This window comes from Wandonia sp. (genome assembly GCF_984588085.1).
On sequence record NZ_CFIGVI010000008.1, the window covers coordinates 25,842 to 42,784 of the forward strand.

The 16,943-nt window shown below is 39.8% G+C and carries 16 protein-coding genes; 8 read left to right on the top strand and 8 right to left on the bottom strand.

Annotation, left to right across the window (positions count from 1 at the left end; genetic code table 11):
* Positions 1 to 15: 15 nt before the first annotated feature.
* The 5 genes from AC4PL9_RS04805 to AC4PL9_RS04825 all read left to right on the top strand — a co-directional run bounded on the left by AC4PL9_RS04805 (position 16) and on the right by AC4PL9_RS04825 (position 4,355).
* A complete protein-coding gene (locus AC4PL9_RS04805; RefSeq protein ID WP_491603640.1) occupies positions 16 to 1,245 on the top strand; it encodes a DUF1015 domain-containing protein in 1,230 nt (409 codons plus the stop codon).
* 21 nt (positions 1,246 to 1,266) lie between these two features.
* The gene (locus AC4PL9_RS04810; protein WP_491603641.1) at positions 1,267 to 1,926 is read left to right on the top strand and encodes a YggS family pyridoxal phosphate-dependent enzyme; all 660 of its coding nucleotides are present in this window, start codon (positions 1,267 to 1,269) and stop codon (positions 1,924 to 1,926) included.
* Positions 1,927 to 1,997: 71 nt separating this feature from the next.
* Positions 1,998 to 2,702 carry a BT1926 family outer membrane beta-barrel protein gene (locus AC4PL9_RS04815; RefSeq protein WP_491603642.1) on the top strand — a complete coding sequence of 235 codons (705 nt, stop codon included), beginning with the start codon at positions 1,998 to 2,000 and terminating at the stop codon, positions 2,700 to 2,702.
* An 88-nt stretch (positions 2,703 to 2,790) separates the two neighbouring features.
* A complete protein-coding gene (corA, locus tag AC4PL9_RS04820) occupies positions 2,791 to 3,780 on the top strand; it encodes a magnesium/cobalt transporter CorA (RefSeq protein WP_491603643.1) in 990 nt (329 codons plus the stop codon).
* Complete coding sequence (locus tag AC4PL9_RS04825) at positions 3,771 to 4,355, top strand: thioredoxin family protein (RefSeq protein WP_491603644.1); 585 nt, start codon at positions 3,771 to 3,773, stop codon at positions 4,353 to 4,355. The genes corA and AC4PL9_RS04825 overlap by 10 nt, the downstream gene beginning before the upstream one ends.
* A 12-nt stretch (positions 4,356 to 4,367) precedes the next feature.
* Here AC4PL9_RS04825 and acs read toward each other — a convergent pair whose 3' ends face one another.
* The 8 genes from acs to AC4PL9_RS04865 form a co-directional block, all read right to left on the bottom strand.
* Positions 4,368 to 6,275 carry an acetate--CoA ligase gene (gene acs, locus AC4PL9_RS04830; protein WP_491603645.1) on the bottom strand — a complete coding sequence of 636 codons (1,908 nt, stop codon included), beginning with the start codon at positions 6,273 to 6,275 and terminating at the stop codon, positions 4,368 to 4,370.
* Positions 6,276 to 6,356: 81 nt separating this feature from the next.
* Entirely contained in the window at positions 6,357 to 8,216 is a 1,860-nt protein-coding gene (locus AC4PL9_RS04835) for an AMP-binding protein (RefSeq protein WP_491603646.1), read from the bottom strand.
* An 11-nt stretch (positions 8,217 to 8,227) separates the two neighbouring features.
* Positions 8,228 to 8,593 carry a response regulator transcription factor gene (locus tag AC4PL9_RS04840; protein WP_491603647.1) on the bottom strand — a complete coding sequence of 122 codons (366 nt, stop codon included), beginning with the start codon at positions 8,591 to 8,593 and terminating at the stop codon, positions 8,228 to 8,230.
* A gap of 3 nt (positions 8,594 to 8,596) precedes the next feature.
* Positions 8,597 to 11,302, bottom strand: coding sequence for a sodium:solute symporter family transporter (locus AC4PL9_RS04845; RefSeq protein ID WP_491603648.1), 2,706 nt, complete (start codon positions 11,300 to 11,302; stop codon positions 8,597 to 8,599).
* 231 nt (positions 11,303 to 11,533) lie between these two features.
* Positions 11,534 to 11,650 (bottom strand): sodium/substrate symporter small subunit, encoded by a 117-nt coding sequence (locus AC4PL9_RS04850; RefSeq protein ID WP_491603649.1) that lies wholly within the window; start codon positions 11,648 to 11,650, stop codon positions 11,534 to 11,536.
* 17 nt (positions 11,651 to 11,667) lie between these two features.
* Positions 11,668 to 12,885, bottom strand: a complete 1,218-nt coding sequence (locus tag AC4PL9_RS04855; RefSeq protein ID WP_491603650.1) for a hypothetical protein — start codon at positions 12,883 to 12,885, stop codon at positions 11,668 to 11,670.
* A gap of 107 nt (positions 12,886 to 12,992) precedes the next feature.
* Positions 12,993 to 13,412 (bottom strand): IS1/IS1595 family N-terminal zinc-binding domain-containing protein, encoded by a 420-nt coding sequence (locus AC4PL9_RS04860; RefSeq protein ID WP_343786606.1) that lies wholly within the window; start codon positions 13,410 to 13,412, stop codon positions 12,993 to 12,995.
* A gap of 120 nt (positions 13,413 to 13,532) precedes the next feature.
* A complete protein-coding gene (locus tag AC4PL9_RS04865; protein ID WP_491603651.1) occupies positions 13,533 to 14,411 on the bottom strand; it encodes a pirin family protein in 879 nt (292 codons plus the stop codon).
* A 242-nt stretch (positions 14,412 to 14,653) separates the two neighbouring features.
* Between AC4PL9_RS04865 and AC4PL9_RS04870 the strand changes: the two genes are divergently transcribed.
* The 3 genes from AC4PL9_RS04870 to AC4PL9_RS04880 form a co-directional block, all read left to right on the top strand.
* Positions 14,654 to 15,154 carry a T9SS type A sorting domain-containing protein gene (locus AC4PL9_RS04870; protein WP_491603652.1) on the top strand — a complete coding sequence of 167 codons (501 nt, stop codon included), beginning with the start codon at positions 14,654 to 14,656 and terminating at the stop codon, positions 15,152 to 15,154.
* Positions 15,155 to 15,166: 12 nt separating this feature from the next.
* Complete coding sequence (locus tag AC4PL9_RS04875) at positions 15,167 to 15,826, top strand: outer membrane beta-barrel protein (RefSeq protein ID WP_491603653.1); 660 nt, start codon at positions 15,167 to 15,169, stop codon at positions 15,824 to 15,826.
* Between the two features lie 26 nt (positions 15,827 to 15,852).
* On the top strand, positions 15,853 to 16,943 hold a 1,091-nt coding region (locus AC4PL9_RS04880), incomplete at its 3' end, for a DUF8740 domain-containing protein (protein WP_491603654.1).

The following is a 16,943-nucleotide window of genomic DNA, read 5'->3' on the forward strand; positions in this document are numbered from 1 at the left end:
CCGAATTATAAAACTATGGTTAAGATAAAATCGTTTCATGCTGTGCGCCCTCCGCGTGACAAGGCGCATTTAGTAGCTACGCGTCCTTATTACACGTACAAAAAACATATTATGGATGCCAAACTGGAAGAGAATCCATATACGTTTATGCATATCATTAACCCTGAATATGGTTTGAGTGATAAAACACTGCCTAATTCAGAAGAACGATTTTCCCGGGTTCGCGAAAAATATCAGGAATTTCTGGAACAGGGACTTCTCGAAAAAGACGAAGAAGAAGCTATCTATATCTACCGACAAACAAAAAAAGGACGGGTATACACAGGTGTAATAGCCGGAGCTTCTGTTGAAGAATATGAAAAAGACCAAATAAAAAAGCACGAAGCAACCCTTACATCCCGGGAAGAGGTATTTGTGAATTACCTTGATATCACAGGATTTAATGCGGAGCCGGTTCTTCTTTCACACAAGCCTAACGAGGCATTGAATACACTTCTTGAAGAAATTTGCTCCGAACGTCCAGAATACGAATTTTCGACAACGGACTGTGTCAAGCATGAGTTGTGGATTGTTACCGGAGAAAATGAAGCAAAAATCAAGCACTGTTTTGAAGGAATTAATGAGACGTATATCGCGGATGGACACCATCGCTCTGCTTCTTCTGCAATTCTGGCTCAAAGATACCGGGAGAACGGGCAAGTAAAAAATGAAAACGCACAGTACTTTCTTGCCTTTTTCATTGATGAAAACCGTCTGGATATCCTTCCCTTCCATCGCGTGGCTAAAGATTTGAACGGTTTGGATTGTGACACCTTTAGAGAAGCTCTCGAAATAAACTTTCATATTGAGCCTTCACTTGCACAAATCCCCTCCGCTGAACATGAAATAATGATGTTTCTGGAAGAAAAATGGTACAAACTTACCTGTAAATCTGAGATCATTAATTCTGAAAATCCTGTAAAGGAACTGGATGCACAAATACTAACCGATTATATCCTCGACCCGTTATTAGGTATCAAAGACCTCAAAACGGATGAACGCATTGAATTCGTAAGCGGCGAAGAAGGTGTTGAAAGTATGATCCGACAGGTGCGAAAATATCCTCAGGGTGTAGGTTTTGTCTTATATCCGGTAACGATGGAGAAGGTTAAGGTGGTTGCGGATGCACATATGATTATGCCTCCTAAATCAACCTGGGTAGAGCCTAAATTAAGAAGCGGATTAACCATTTATCCCATTCATTAATTTTTTTTTATATATTCCTATATGATACAAGACAACTTAAAAAAAATACAGGAAACCATTCCTTCCGGTGTTACATTGGTCGCCGTATCAAAAACAAAACCGGCTGAAATGATTCTGGACGCCTATACTGCCGGACAGCGCCATTTTGGAGAAAATAAAGTTCAGGAACTTACAGAAAAGCAGGAACAACTTCCAAAAGACATTCACTGGCATTTAATTGGTCACTTGCAAACCAATAAGGTAAAGTACATTGCTCCGTTTGTTTACCTGATTCACGCGGTAGATTCTCTGAAATTGCTTAAAGAAATAAACAAACAGGCTAAAAAGAATAACCGGATCATTTCATGTTTATTGCAATTTCATATTGCAACAGAGGATACAAAATTCGGGATGACAAGATCCGAAGCGGAAGAACTTATAAATTCTGACGCATACAAAAGCATGGAAAACATTAAACTATGTGGCGTTATGGGAATGGCGACATTTACAGATAATGAATCCCGAATACGCACAGAGTTCCAACACCTCAAAAATGAATTTGACTACTTCCGGAAAAATTACTTTTCAGATTCGGATCAATTTTCTGTAATCTCTATGGGAATGAGTGGAGACTACCAACTAGCTATAGAAGAAGGCAGTACCATGGTACGCGTTGGTAGTTCTATATTTGGTCAGCGATAATCCCCTTTCTGTAAAATTTTCCTGCTGTAACTTTTGTGCTTCTGATACGTATTAGATAAAAAACTTTATTTATGAAAAAATTAATTTTATCCCTTGCAGTAATTGCAACCACTGGATCTTTATTTGCTCAGCGTCCTGTTGATGGAGCAAATCCTTTCTCTTTGGAAGGGCAGGTTAGTTTGAATTCGGCATCCGGTAACACATTTGCCGCACCAACAATTCGTTTTCGTTACTTTGTAATGGACAATCTTTCTCTTCGTCTTGGAGCAACTTTCAACAGTACGTCTTCAAAAGAGAATTTTTACGGATCTGTTGCAGCTCCAATGAATTATGAAGATTCAGTAGGAACAGTTACAACAAAATCAATGGCGTACAACTTCTCTATCGGAGCTGCGTATCACTTCTCTCAACTGGAGAAACTTTCTCCTTATGTAGGAATTGATTTCGTTATCGGTGGTGCAATTGATCGTCAATTCGGAGAAAACTCTGATAACAATACATGGATTGATGAATTTCAGTACGAAACAAAAACTCCGGGAATCATGTTTGGAGGTAATATCGTTGCTGGTGTAGATTGGTATTTTGCACAGAACGTTTACCTTGGAGCTGAATTTGGATGGGGAGTTTCTTCTGTTTCCTACAAAGATGTTACTACTTCTGTAACAGTTGCAGGAACAACAACAGAAACTGTAACTCCGGTTACTGGATCTGCAGCATCTATGCTTTCATTAGGACACAACTTCATCGGAGGTTTGCGTCTTGGATGGAGATTCTAATTCATGATTATAGAATGATCTGAAAAGGAGGTTGTAAACAACCTCCTTTTTTTATATCTTCACATAGACACATCAACTAATATATTGTATGAAGATTAACAACTGTCAGATCTATTCGTATACACCTGAAAACTTTTCAAAAATTACCCAAAACATTCACCTGAAGGATATCGAAGAAAATCTGAATACAGACGGTGTTATGTGGTTAAATATGCATCGGGTTCCCACAGAAAGTGAACTTTTGGAATTGGGAAAGATTTTTAAATTACACCGGACAACAAGAGAGGATATACTCGACCTTTCACAACGACCTAAGGTGGAAGAGTTTGAAGATTATCTTTTCTTTTCACTTACATGCTTTATCCCTTCCCACAAAGAGGATACTATGCGAACAGAGCAGATCAGTTTTATACTTGGAAAGAACTTTGTATTATCGATACAGGAGAGGAAATCAGATCATTTTCAGACAGTTAGAGAACGCATTGAGAACAACACCGGAATACTGAGAACAAAAAAAGCGGATTATCTGGTATACCGATTGCTGGATGTTATTTTGGATAGTTATTTTACCTCTCTGGAAAAAATAACTGAAGAAAGTGAATTACTGGATGTCGAAGTGACCAATTCGCCAGAACCGGAAAGTTTGAATAAAATCGAACGAATCAAAAGAACATTAATTTTCCTGCGAAAACTGATTTTCCCGATTAAAGAGATTGTTTCGCGTCTGGATAACGGCTTTCCCCGTTTTATTACAGAGGACAATCAACCTTACTTCAGAGACTTGAAAGACTCTACACAAAGTTTACTTGACGAAACGGATACGAACAAGCAAATCATCGAAAGTATGGCGCAAATGTACTTTGCAACACTCAGCCATAAGATGAATGAAATCATGAAGGTTTTGACGATGGTCGGAACTATTTTTATTCCCCTGACATTTATTGCCGGAATTTATGGAATGAATTTCACAATAATGCCGGAATTACACTGGGAATTCGGTTACTTTGCAGTTTGGGGAATTATGATCGTTCTGGCGATCCTTTTATTAATTTATTTTAGACGAAAAAAATGGTTTTAACGTATTCTAAACTAACCTGGGAAGAGTATAATGCTTTGTTTGACTTCATTCTTGAAGGAAAAAGCGACAATGAAGTGTACAAAAATGACGAGTATCTTAATTATGTAAAACTCAACAAATCCAGAATGAATCGCTGGATAAAGTCACTGACTATAACTGATAGTCTGCAACAAAAAATACAAGCGATCTCTTCTGCTCAAAAATGGATTCTGATTACGGAACCCTGGTGTGGAGATGCTGCCCACAACGTACCTTTCATCTACAAATTGGCGCAATTAAATCCTTTAATTTCCATTGAATTTGTATTGCGGGATAAGAATACCGAATTTATGGATAATTATCTCACAAACGGTGGTCGATCTATTCCCAAGCTTATTGTACGTGATACGAATGATCATGATTTGTTCACATGGGGACCTCGTCCTGTACAGGCTCAGGAGCTTCTGGCTCGTCTGAAAGCTGAAAACGCAGATCTTCCGACAGTAATGAATGAATTACAACAATGGTATAATTCAGACAAGGGTCAGCTTCTTATGCAAGAAATTGAAGCATTACTCGAAACTAAGATACAGTAGGACCGAACGGTCTTACTGTCGGTTCTCAACAATTCCTTCAACAATCTCCGGATTGAGTAATGTTGACGTATCACCGAACTGATCAAGCTGATCTTCTGCTATTTTTCTTAAAATTCTTCGCATAATTTTTCCGGACCGGGTTTTCGGAAGACCTTCAACAAACTGAATTTTATCCAGTTTGGCAATCGGACCAATGTGATCAGCAATAAACTGGTTGATTTCCCTTTTCAGGTTATCTCGGTCTCTTCCTTCACCCGATTCTTTCAAAATTATATAGCCATACAAAGCATTTCCTTTAACTTCGTGAGGGAAACCTACAATAGCTGATTCAGCAACAGCCGGATGTTCGTTAATCGCATCTTCGATAGGAGCTGTTCCCAGATTATGTCCCGAAACAATCACAACATCATCAACACGCCCAGTAATACGATAATAACCTACCTCATCACGTAATGCGCCATCTCCTGTAAAATACATTCCCGGGTAAGCACTGAAATACGTTTCAATGTACCGTTGATGATTTCCCCAGATTGTTCTTGCCATAGAAGGCCAGGGGAACTTAATACACAAACTTCCGGACACCTGATTACCTACTGCTTCCTGCTTATTCTCGTCCATTAAAGCCGGTTGAATACCCGGAAGAGGAAGTGTCGCATAAGTAGGCTTTGTAGGCGTTGTAAAAGGAATCGGAGCAATCATAATCCCTCCTGTTTCTGTCTGCCACCAGGTATCCGTTATCGGGCAACGTTTTTTACCAACATGATCATTGTACCAGTGCCAGGCTTCTTCGTTAATTGGCTCACCTACTGTCCCCAGTACTTTCAGAGAAGAAAGGTTGTATTTTTCGACCCATTCCAGATTTTCTTTTGCCAGAGCACGAATTGCTGTCGGAGCCGTATAAAACTGATTTACTTTATGTTTATCCACCACTTCCCAAAACCTTCCATGATCCGGGTAAGAAGGAATTCCTTCGAAAAGAATAGATGTTGCTCTGTTTAAAAGCGGACCGTAAACAATGTAAGAATGTCCTGTAATCCATCCTATGTCTGCCGTACACCAATAAATATCTCCCGGTTCATACTGAAATACATTTTTAAATGTATAACCGGAATACACCATATAGCCTCCGGTAGTATGTACCATTCCCTTTGGTTTTCCCGTAGAACCGGAAGTATACAAAATAAACAGAGGGTCTTCCGCATCCATTATCTCTGGTTCTGCCTGATCAGAAGCATTATCCATAAGTTTCTCCAACCAAAGATCTCTCCCCTCCTCCATATTCAGATCTTCACCGGTTCTTTTTACAACCAGTACATTATCTACGGATGTACAATTTTGAAGAGCTTCATCAACGATGGATTTCAAATGAATCGTTTTATTCCCTCTGTAGCCGCCATCACTTGTAATTAAAAGCTTACAGGAAGAGTCATTAATTCGGGAAGCTAAAGCAGACGCTGAGAAGCCCGCAAAAACAACAGAGTGAATCGCTCCTATTCGTGCACAGGCTAACAATGCATAAGCCAGTTCCGGAATCATGGGTAAATAAATACATACCCGATCTCCTTTACCAATTCCCCGACTTCTCAAAACATTCGCCATCTTATTCACCTCACGACTTAACTCATGATATGAGATTTGTTTTGCTGGTTCATTAGGATCATTGGCTTCAAAAATAAAAGCGATTTCATCTCCGTGCTCTTTTAGGTGGCGGTCTATACAATTCTCAGTAATATTTAGTTTTCCTCCCTCGAACCACGAAAACTTAGCTTCGTGCATAGAGAAATCAAGAACTTTATTCCATTTGCGGTACCAACTGAATTCTTCTTTTGCAATTTTGCTCCAGAATTTCTGCGGGTTCTTTACTGACTTTTTATATTGTTCAAAATAGGATTCCAGATTTTGTATTCGATACGACTTCATAATAGCATAGTTTTTCGTTATATCTTCCGGCTAAAGATAGAGAATGCAAAACAAAAAGAAAAGATATATTTTGCTAAAATACTATAGCTCCCTCTTCAATTCATCTATCACTGTAATGTCTTCAATCGTGGAAGGAATACGAGGTTCTCTTCCGTTTAGTACATCTCTCAATACATTCCTAAGAATCTTTCCTGACCTTGTTTTTGGTAATCTTTTTACCCGGTATACCTTTTTTAATGTAGCAATGGCGCCTATTGTATTTCGCACCATCTGATTCACTTCTTTTTCAATTTCCCCTCCTACTCCGGAAGCGATTACAATCAACGCTACAGGGACCTGTCCCTTTAACTGATCGGCTACTCCTACTACAGCACATTCAACGATTCCTGAATGAGTTGCTACAACTTCTTCCATTTCAGCGGTAGATAACCTATGTCCGGCAACATTGATCACATCATCTACCCTACCTGTTATTGTAATATACCCATCATCATCAATTACCCCTCCGTCTCCTGAAAAGTAATACCCGGGAAAACGCTCCAGATATCCTGCTTGAAAACGCTCAGGATTACTCCAGATCGTCAGCAAATTTCCGGGAGGTAATGGTTGGCGAACCACCACATATCCTTCAGTACCTACCTGTACTTCCTTCCCTGATTCATCGACAACTTCAATTGCATATCCCGGAACAGCTTTACCTGCTGCCCCTACTCTTTCTTTGGGATGCTCTTCTCCCATACAGGTAGCAACAATAGGCCAGCCGGTCTCTGTCTGCCACCAATGATCAATAACCGGAACCCCCAACTGATCCCGTAACCATAACAATGTAGGCGTATCACAACGTTCTCCGGCAAGAAACTGCGTTCTCAGTGATTTCAACCGACGCTTCCGGATTAAATCACCCTCCGGGTCTTCCCTTCTCATTGCACGAATCGCTGTAGGAGCTGTGAACATGACATGAACACCATGTTCTTCTATAACCCGCCAAAAAGCACCTGCATCAGGAGTTCGAACCGGTTTTCCTTCGTAAATAACTGTTGTACAACCTGTAATCAAAGGACCATAAACAATGTAACTGTGACCTACCACCCATCCAACATCAGAAGCCGCCCAAAATACTTCTCCTGGATTTAATCCGTATATATACTCCATAGAAAACCGAAGTGCTGTGGCATATCCTCCTGTATCCCTTACTATTCCTTTTGGTTTCCCTGTGGTTCCTGATGTATATAAAATATAAGATGGATGAACAGATTCTACCGGAAGTGCATCCACAGAATCTGCACCTGTAACGGCAGAATCAAAATCCAACCACCCGTCAGGAAGAACTGTGTCAAATTGTGGTCGTTGCTTGAAAATAACAGATTGTGGTGAATAAGTGCTTTGTTCTATTGCTTCTTCCACTATCGGAATATAGTGTATTTTTTTGTCCACTTCAATTCCACCACTTGCTGTAATCAGTACTTTGGGTTGACAGTCATCTATACGCACGGCTAATTCGTGTGCAGCAAACCCTCCGAAAACAACCGAATGAACAGCACCGATCCGTACACATCCCAGCATAGCAATTGCTGCTTCCGGAATCATAGGCATATAAATAATAACCCTGTCGCCCTTTTCCACCCCCAATCCTTTCAGAACACCGGCAAAGCGGGCTACCTTATCCAATAACTCACGATAGGTGTATTTTGTTACAGTACCGGTAACAGGAGAATCATAAATCATAGCCACTCTGTCTCCTGCCCCATTCCGGACATGAACATCTAATGCCTGTTCCGAAAGATTTATTTTTCCATCTCTGAACCATATACTATGTCCATTATCTTCACTCAGAATGTTTTTGGGAAAAGCATTCCATTCCAGCTTATTTGCCTGTTCTCTCCAGAACTCTTCCGGTTTTTCTATACTTCTTTTTAGTGTTTCGTTAAGTTGATTTTTCATTTGTTTTTCGATTAGCTAATAAGTAATTCATTCACCTGTTCAACCAGTTTTTTGAGTGAAAAGGGCTTTGCCACATATGCATCCGCTCCTGCTTCCAAACCTTTTGAAACATCCTGTTCCTTATTCTTAGCTGAAACAAATACAACTCTCACTTCTTTTAAAGCAGGATGGTTCCTGATAAATTTCAGAATCTGATATCCATCTACTTTTGGCATCATTATATCCAAAAGAATCAGATCCGGTTCAACATACTCCAACAACTCTAAGGCCTCTTGTCCGTCTCTTGCAATAAATACATCAAACTTATTCTTCCTGAATGTATATTCCAGTGACATCAAAATAGAAGGCTCATCATCTACGATTACAATTTTTTTCATATCCTACAAACTATCTTCCGGTTTTTCTCTGCTATCCAGCGGAATGGAAAAACAAACCGCTACTCCTTCTTTTTTGTTTTCTGCCCATATTTCACCATGATGTGCTAAAATGATTCTCCTGCATATCGCAAGACCTAATCCACTTCCCTGCGTTTTTTTCAACCGGGAATCAGCACTTTGGTAAAATTTATCAAAAATTAAATCCAACTCCTCCTCAGGTATCTTCGGTCCGTTGTTACTGACCTCCACCTCCTGTACACTATCCTTTAAAGTTACAGATATTTCAATAATTGCAGGTTCACCTTCCGCATATTTAAGTGCGTTTCCTATAAGGTTTGTAAGTACCTGATAGATTCTCACCGGATCAACCCAGACCAGAGTATTTATCTCCAACCCATTCCGGATTAACCGAATATTTTTTGACACAAACAGGTGGTTCAATGTTTCTAAAACGGAGCTAAGTATTTCATTCAGATTTTGGTGTTCGAAACTCAAAGCATTCTTCCCAGAATCAAATCGTTCAAGATCAAGAATTTCTGAAATCAATCCGTTCAACCGATCTGATTCAACAATAATATTTTCCAAAAAACGGTTTCTAAACTCTTCCGGAAGCTCATCATCATCCCGCAAAATTTCACTTGCCGACCGGATAGCGGTTATCGGAGTACGGAGTTCGTGTGTCACAATATTCAGAAATTCATCCTTTTCCTTGTCTTTTGTCAACAAAGCCTCGTTAGCTGACTGTAAATGTTCCGACAACTGGCGAAGCTCTTCTCCTGCCTTTACCAACTCTTTATTCTGTTCGATTTGTCTTTTAGATTCTTCCAGAATTCGCAGTACTTCATTCAAACTGATCTTTTCTTCTTTTGTTACCCCCTGAATAAGAATTCGAGCTGAAGAAGTTCCGATTCTTCCTGCCAGTAAATTTTCGGCAAACTTGATGAATCTTGCATCAGCAAGATTTTCTTCAGGCGCGATCTGATTTCTCTGTCTGAAAATACGTAACGCTCTTTGTGTTCGCTCTTCCCCCAAAAAGCGTACGAGAATTTTTTCAACATCTGAGATATAGGCTGTTCCTCTCCATACAAAAGCATTGATGTGGGAGTCGACATAGTGATCAATATCTACAAACATTTCTGCATAATTGCGCTGTCTGTAATCTGTTTTTGCCAGAATTGAAACCACAACAAAAACGAATGTATTGAAAAGTAAACTCCACCACAGCGCAGCCGGAATCGGATCAAGGATACCCATACCAATGGTATCCAATATTCCTGCCCCTCCAAATTCATCCATATCTATTTCTAGTAGTCCGTATCCTTTAAACGCTTTCAAAACGGCCGGAAACACCAATAAAACCAGCACGATCAATACACCCGTCAGCATCCCCCATAGCACTCCCTTTCTGTTTGCCGTTTTCCAGTACAACCCACCGAAAAAAGCAGGAGCTAACTGAGCGATCAAAACAAATGCAATCATCCCAACAGAAACCATGGAATAATCCATTGCAAAACTGCGGTAAAATACAAAGGCCAGCATCAACAGAAGAAAGATTCCTATCTGACGAAATCGTACAATCAGTTCTGTCGGATGGAAGTCCGGACGATGAATCCGTTTTGACAAGCCAAAAGGTAAAATGAGATTGTTTGTCAGCATAACACTTAAACTAACAGAGGCCACTATTGTCATCGAAACGGTTGCTGAAAGTCCTCCCAGAAATACCAATAGAGTGATTACCTGATTATCCATATACTGAGGAATCAGAAGCGCATATACATCAGCATTTACCTGTTCTCCCTCAAACAACACATTTCCTCCCCAGGCAATCGGGAAAACAAACAGATTGATAAAAAACAAATAAAGCGGAACAAGCCAGGCAGCTGTTTTTAGGTGTTTTTCTTTCCGATTTTCTACTACACTCACATGAAACTGACGGGGAAGCAGAAAAAAAGAAAGAAAAGAAAGAAGCGACAAAAAAAACCAATTCACGGCGCCTTCAGCTCCATCAATCCTGTTTTTCTTAGCAAAACCTTCCAACTCTGAAGCTTTGTTATACAAATCTGTACTTCCATCAAATACAAAGTATACTACGAATATTCCAACCAGAAGCAAAAACAATAGTTTCAAAATTGATTCCAATGCAACAGCAGCAATCATTCCCGGGCGTTTTTCAGAAGCATCAAAAAAACGACTCCCGTAGAATGCTGAAAAGGCAGCAATAATCAGGATAACATAACTAGCCGAATCCAACAGAAACGAACTCGATTCATCTGTATGTGTAACGACGTGAAATGTTTCGGAAATAGCCTTTAACTGAAGCGCCAGATACGGAATTACTGCTAATATAATCAGTAAGCTCACCCAGGCACCAACTGACCGACTATTTCCATAGCGCAATGCTAACAAATCTGCAATACTGGATATTTTATTAATTCTTGATATCCGGACTATCTTTCGGATAATAAGATACCAGAAAGGAAAAGCAATCAAAGGACCTATATAAACCGTCAGGTAATCTATCCCTGATGTTGCAGCAACACCAATACTTCCATAATAGGTCCAGGCAGAACAATAAACAGCGATGGACAAAGCATATACATACGGTCCTGTGAGTAATTTTCCATTGCGAAATTTTTCAGCCCATCTGGCAACAACAAATAACAATCCCAGATAGAAGACCAGTAATACTATGATTGAAATACTATCCACGACGACTCTTTAACAAGATATAAATAATCAGGCTCGTCGACAACCAAAGTGTAAATAATACAACATAAAATTTCGGAAACCCAAAAACGGATGAATGAGAATTATAAAGAAATAGCAAGGGAGCATTAAAACAAAGCCAAAGAACGCCCCCAAAAACAAACAGTAGTTGCTCCTTACGTGTTTTCATACTCCGGTCTTAAGTTCTGGAAAGGTAAACAATTTTATTGATTTTTAATGACTAACTGACTTGCCTGCACCAAAGGGAACCAGAAACCAAATAATCAACAGTACAAGTAGGTACTTCAGGTTTTCTTTCCAATATGCTTTAGCACGGATTTTTGTATTCATAATTATAAATTTTAGGATTATAAGTAAATCATTGCCTGGAGAGTAACCAAATTCACCGGTTGTAAACCAAATGATTCGTATTTGTATTCCAACGTAAGTTTAGAATTATGTCCGTTCAAATACAGGTTGGTCCCCACACCTACTGCCCAACGATCTTTCATAGCGGACGTATAATGGAAATACCCACTATGAAGGTATGGCTGAATCCTGACTGCTTTATCCGACGGGAGAACAAATCCTGCAGTTGCATAAACAAAACCACCTGTTCCGTAAGGAACAAACCAATAATCTCGTCCATAGTGATTGTATTGATAAACTCCATATACAGTCACTGCTGCATTTCTCTTCCCTACGGGCAGGTCGCAGAAGACATCTGTAGCCAACATTGTTACATCTTCGGATTCCAATTCACCTGTTACCTGTCGGACAACCCCCTTGGGGTGATACAATCCCCCTAACCCAACATTCAGAATTTTCTTTGTTCCCAGATAGCTTCCGGCGCGAAAAGGGAGGAAGTTACTTTCGTGGTCCAACAGGGCAAACTCGTAATAACCAGAAAAAACCAAGCCTGCACTCCGCGAACCACGATAGCGTCTTCCTCCATAAATTGCTACATCGGGATAATCCGCAGGATTTCGTTCATCCAGGCTATTAGCTATAGCCTCATTTACCGACATCCTGTAGAAAAAATTCCCGATGTTTCCCTTAAAATAGACTCCCAAATGTCTAGCAAACTGATCGGATAGCCCTAATGTCGCCCAGGACTGTCTGTTATTATCTAAAGTCATTGAATTAATAGTCCCTGCACTATTGATTCGGGAAACACCGTTCCAGTAATGTAACCCCGCACCTATTTCATGATTTTTGTATAACCGATACTGAACCCAAACATCGTGAAAGAAGAGTTGTGAACTGGCTCCTTTTCCGACAGAAGACATATTCGATGAATTCATACTATTCAATCCAAAATGAGTCAGAATTAGAAACTTCGGTGTTATTTGAGCATAGGTCAGTAATCTTGCTCTTCGTAATGACAACTCAACAGGCCGTTCGTCACTACCCCTATTATCTGCATATTGGAGCCAGACCTGTCCCCAGGCCAGAATACGGATATACTTTGATCCGTCATTGCTAATATTCAAACGAATACCCGAACCGTAATCCGGAGCCCCCTGTGCCAGAGATACATCGGAGAATAGTAAAATCAGAAAAATACACAATAACCACTTTTTCATAAGCTGAATTTTTCTCAGCAAACCTTTTCTTTTGGTTTTCGTGTTTCAAATTCTATTTTAATCTCCAATGAAAAAAATTTGAACTATATTTTTGTAAATTAGTATAGTTATTTTTTAAATCGTTCCCAACGGATCACCATAAATTTATCTCCTAATTCAGTAATAATCATACCAGCCCCTTCCAAACGTTCCTTATCGGAAAGATAGTGGATGAGTTCCGAATGATTTACAATTTTATAAGCAGGATGGTATTGTTGATTAGGTACTCTCTTCAGATTATACTCTTTTACCCAATTACTTATTGTCACATGTGAAACTCCCAGTATTCGCTCTATTTCTCTCAAACTCATCCCCTCCAGATAGAGTTGCAATGCTTTAACTACATAATAATTATCGATACGTTTCCCCATTTTGGCTACTGTAAAGAAATAATTACATTCCTTACAGTGATAACGCTGCTTTCCAGCCACTACTCCACTCTTTATGATGCGTTCATTTCCACATTTCGGACACAACCTGATTTGCATGACTATATTTATTTTGCATAAATATATAATTTTTGCAAAATATAGCTAGAAAAACAAAATGAAAAGTACTATTAGACAAAACACCACAACACACACTATCAACATACAACAACCGAAAACCTATATTTTTTCTACAGGCAAAGGAACCAGATCAGTTTCACCTTCAATAGCAGGAAATTGATGATTTTTCCACTTCGTTTTTGCGGATTCCAACGTTTCTTTATCCGAACTGACAAAATTCCAGTAGATAAAGCGTTCTTCCGGAAATTTATCTCCGCCAAAAATAAATGCCATACTATCCTTCTTTAATGTAAAAGAACACAAAGTACTGTTTTTCGCTATTAGAAGCTGCTTTTCACCGAACACATGGCCGTCTGTTTCAACAGATCCTTCAATTACATATAAGCCACTTTCACCAAAAAGTTTATCCCCGATATTTACTTCCACATCCTCGTCCGCTTTCAGCTCAAGCATATAAGATGGGCTATGCATGGGAACAGGGGACTTCATTTCTCCAAATTCTCCCAACACACAACGTATTGACAAATGCTCTTCTTTCAAAATAGGAATAGCCTTTGCTTCCACGTGTGTAAATTCGGGAGCTGAGTTTTCAATAGCCTTCGGAAGTGCCAACCATATTTGAAGTCCGTGGACTATTTTATCCTCCGCGATATGTGAAGGCGGAGTTCTTTCAGAATGTACAATTCCCTTTCCGGCTTTCATAAGATTCACCGCTCCCGGACGTATTTCAATATCCGTACCAATGCTATCTCTGTGCCGGATCACTCCTTCCAAAAGATAAGTAAGTGTAGACAACCCGATATGCGGGTGCGGACCTACATTTAATTTTTCTCCGGGTGGCAGATGAGCCGGCCCCATATGATCAATAAATATGAACGGTCCTACCATCCTTTTCTTTCTGAATGGCAATAACCTACCCACCAAAAAATTTCCTATATCTGCGGCTCTTTCTTCAATAATTAAATCAATGTTTGACATACTATAAAATTAAGTAAATTTCTTCTGATTTATAGACAAAACCCTACCTAAAACAGGCCTACATCTATGTTTCCATTTGAAATTACCAGACAAACCCTACTGACTCATAATTAGTTAGTCTAAAAACCCCGGTTTTTTAACTTTTTCCCTCTGAATTTTTAAATAATTTTATTTAGATTCGTCACAATTATCAACGTAGCGTTAATTTTTTCTTACTACTCATTAAGTTAATTTAATAAACTATGAAACACTCACTGGTAACGTACACTACGATTTCTGTGTTCTCCCTCTTCTTTAGTTCTCTATTATCTGCACAAAGTATAAAAAGAAGTACTCTATCATCCACCGGAAATACAGTAACAACAGGAAATATTTACTTATCTTCAAGTACGGGGCAAAGCTCTATCACAGGAACGAAAACTTCATCCGATTCGAAAATTCAGCAAGGGTTTCAACAACCTCTTCAATTGACAAACGGAAGCGTTTCAAAACGTATTGATCTGCAAATATATCCCAACCCCAACACGGGTTCTTTTTATCTAAACACCAGTTTACCTGAAGACACGGAGTATTCTTTTATACTATTCGACATGAATGGAAAACAAATAACAGAAGGTTCCGCCCTGTCAGGTACCCGAAAATTAGTAGAACTACCAAACGAAGCTGAATCGGGAACTTACCATATCCATATCTTAACTACTGAAAAACTAGCCGGAAGTACTAAAATTATTGTCACACACTAATTTACATAACTCATGAAAAAAATCCTTTTTACAGTTGCTTCATGCCTGCTTTTTCACGGAGTGAATCATGCTCAGGACAATATGCAACTGAAAGAAATTACCCTGGTTGGTGGGAAGAATTTTTCCTCCTTCATTTTTAAAGATTCCGGTGGATCAAAAGACAAAACACTGGACTATGTAATGTATAATTCCTTCGGAGCCAACCTAAGCTTCACGAAAAGAAATCACACCATCCGTCCCGAATTATTATTCAGACAAGCCGGTGCCAAATCTGATTTTGAAGGAACATCGCTTTCATGGAAAATGAATTATCTTGATTTAAATGTTGCCTATTTATATAGTGTACTGAACACCCGTAAGTTTGCTATTTCTCCCGGAGTTGGTATAGGCGCCGGGTATATGCTGAATGGGGAACAACATATCGGTGAGGTTCGTTATTCGGTTTCCGAAACTCAGGCTTTAAAGCGTTTCGATTTCGGATTTCACGGACTGGCGAACTTTAAAGCTTATCTGAATGATGCTTTTACAATCAGTCTTGAATATCGCTTCGGAATGGGAATTACACAAATTGAAAATGATGCCAACGCACAAATGTCCCGAAACTTATATCACTCAGCACTGTTAGGTTTCGGCATATTGCTAAATCAAAAAAAATCATCCCGATTTAATTAATTAAAACCCAAAAAACTTAGTATACTATGAAGAAAAAAATTCTAACAATTGCGGCAATACTCGCTTTCGGTTGGACATTTGCTCAAGTTGGAGAAGCACCACCACAAGGGATCAATTATCAGGCTGTTGCTGTAGATCTGAATGGAAAAGAGATCGTCGGTGTTGATATAAATGGAATGCCCGTAGCAGGAAAAGAGATTCGCGTACGTTTCAGCATTATAAAAAACACTTTTGACGGAGATCTTGCATATCGTGAGACACATATGACAAGTACAGATGAAAATGGTTTGTTTAATCTAATCATCGGTCAGGGAACTCCTGATAACAACTCTGTTCTGTTTTCTTCTATTGATTGGGGTACAGGATATCACTTTCTAAAGGTAGAACTGGATATTGCCGGAGGGACGGATTACAAGGACATGGGAACTCAACAATTATGGAGTGTTCCTTATGCTCTTTACGCAGAAGAAGCCAAAAATGGTATAGAAAGCATTACTGATAACGGAGACGGTACCAGTACATTTATCTTTGAAAACGGCATTACTTATACAACGAACAATAATGCCGGACCACAAGGTCCGCAAGGAGATCCCGGACCACAAGGTCCGCAGGGCCCCGCAGGACCACAGGGAGCTCAAGGAGAAGGAATTACAAACATTACTGATAATGGTGACGGAACACTTACCATTACGTATGCAGGTGGTTCTACCGTAATTACCTCAGATCTTACTGGACCTCAGGGACCACAAGGACCAGCCGGGGCAACCGGAGCGCAGGGACCTCAAGGAGCTACAGGAGATGGAATTACTAATATCACTGACAATGGTGACGGAACGCTGACTATTACCTATGGTAGTGGCGCTACTGTAATAACTTCCGATCTAACAGGTCCGGCAGGAGCACAGGGACCTCAAGGACCGGCAGGACCAACCGGGGCACAAGGACCACAGGGAGATCCTGGAGCACAAGGACCTGCAGGAGCGCAGGGTCCGGCAGGCCCACAAGGACCTCAGGGAACTGCCGGAGATGGAATTACTAATATTACTGATAATGGTGACGGAACACTTACTATTACCTATGGAAGTGGCGCTACCGTAATAACTTCCGATCTAACGGG

Excerpts from the sequence above, each read along its gene's own strand:
- AC4PL9_RS04805 (WP_491603640.1), top strand. The coding sequence starts at position 16 with ATGGTTAAGATAAAATCGTTTCATGCTGTGCGCCCTCCGCGTGACAAG.
- AC4PL9_RS04810 (WP_491603641.1), top strand. The coding sequence starts at position 1,267 with ATGATACAAGACAACTTAAAAAAAATACAGGAAACCATTCCTTCCGGT.
- AC4PL9_RS04815 (WP_491603642.1), top strand. The coding sequence starts at position 1,998 with ATGAAAAAATTAATTTTATCCCTTGCAGTAATTGCAACCACTGGATCT.
- corA (WP_491603643.1), top strand. The coding sequence starts at position 2,791 with ATGAAGATTAACAACTGTCAGATCTATTCGTATACACCTGAAAACTTT.
- AC4PL9_RS04825 (WP_491603644.1), top strand. The coding sequence starts at position 3,771 with ATGGTTTTAACGTATTCTAAACTAACCTGGGAAGAGTATAATGCTTTG.
- acs (WP_491603645.1), bottom strand. The coding sequence starts at position 6,275 with ATGAAGTCGTATCGAATACAAAATCTGGAATCCTATTTTGAACAATAT.
- AC4PL9_RS04835 (WP_491603646.1), bottom strand. The coding sequence starts at position 8,216 with ATGAAAAATCAACTTAACGAAACACTAAAAAGAAGTATAGAAAAACCG.
- AC4PL9_RS04840 (WP_491603647.1), bottom strand. The coding sequence starts at position 8,593 with ATGAAAAAAATTGTAATCGTAGATGATGAGCCTTCTATTTTGATGTCA.
- AC4PL9_RS04850 (WP_491603649.1), bottom strand. The coding sequence starts at position 11,650 with ATGAATACAAAAATCCGTGCTAAAGCATATTGGAAAGAAAACCTGAAG.
- AC4PL9_RS04855 (WP_491603650.1), bottom strand. The coding sequence starts at position 12,885 with ATGAAAAAGTGGTTATTGTGTATTTTTCTGATTTTACTATTCTCCGAT.
- AC4PL9_RS04860 (WP_343786606.1), bottom strand. The coding sequence starts at position 13,412 with ATGCAAATCAGGTTGTGTCCGAAATGTGGAAATGAACGCATCATAAAG.
- AC4PL9_RS04865 (WP_491603651.1), bottom strand. The coding sequence starts at position 14,411 with ATGTCAAACATTGATTTAATTATTGAAGAAAGAGCCGCAGATATAGGA.
- AC4PL9_RS04870 (WP_491603652.1), top strand. The coding sequence starts at position 14,654 with ATGAAACACTCACTGGTAACGTACACTACGATTTCTGTGTTCTCCCTC.
- AC4PL9_RS04875 (WP_491603653.1), top strand. The coding sequence starts at position 15,167 with ATGAAAAAAATCCTTTTTACAGTTGCTTCATGCCTGCTTTTTCACGGA.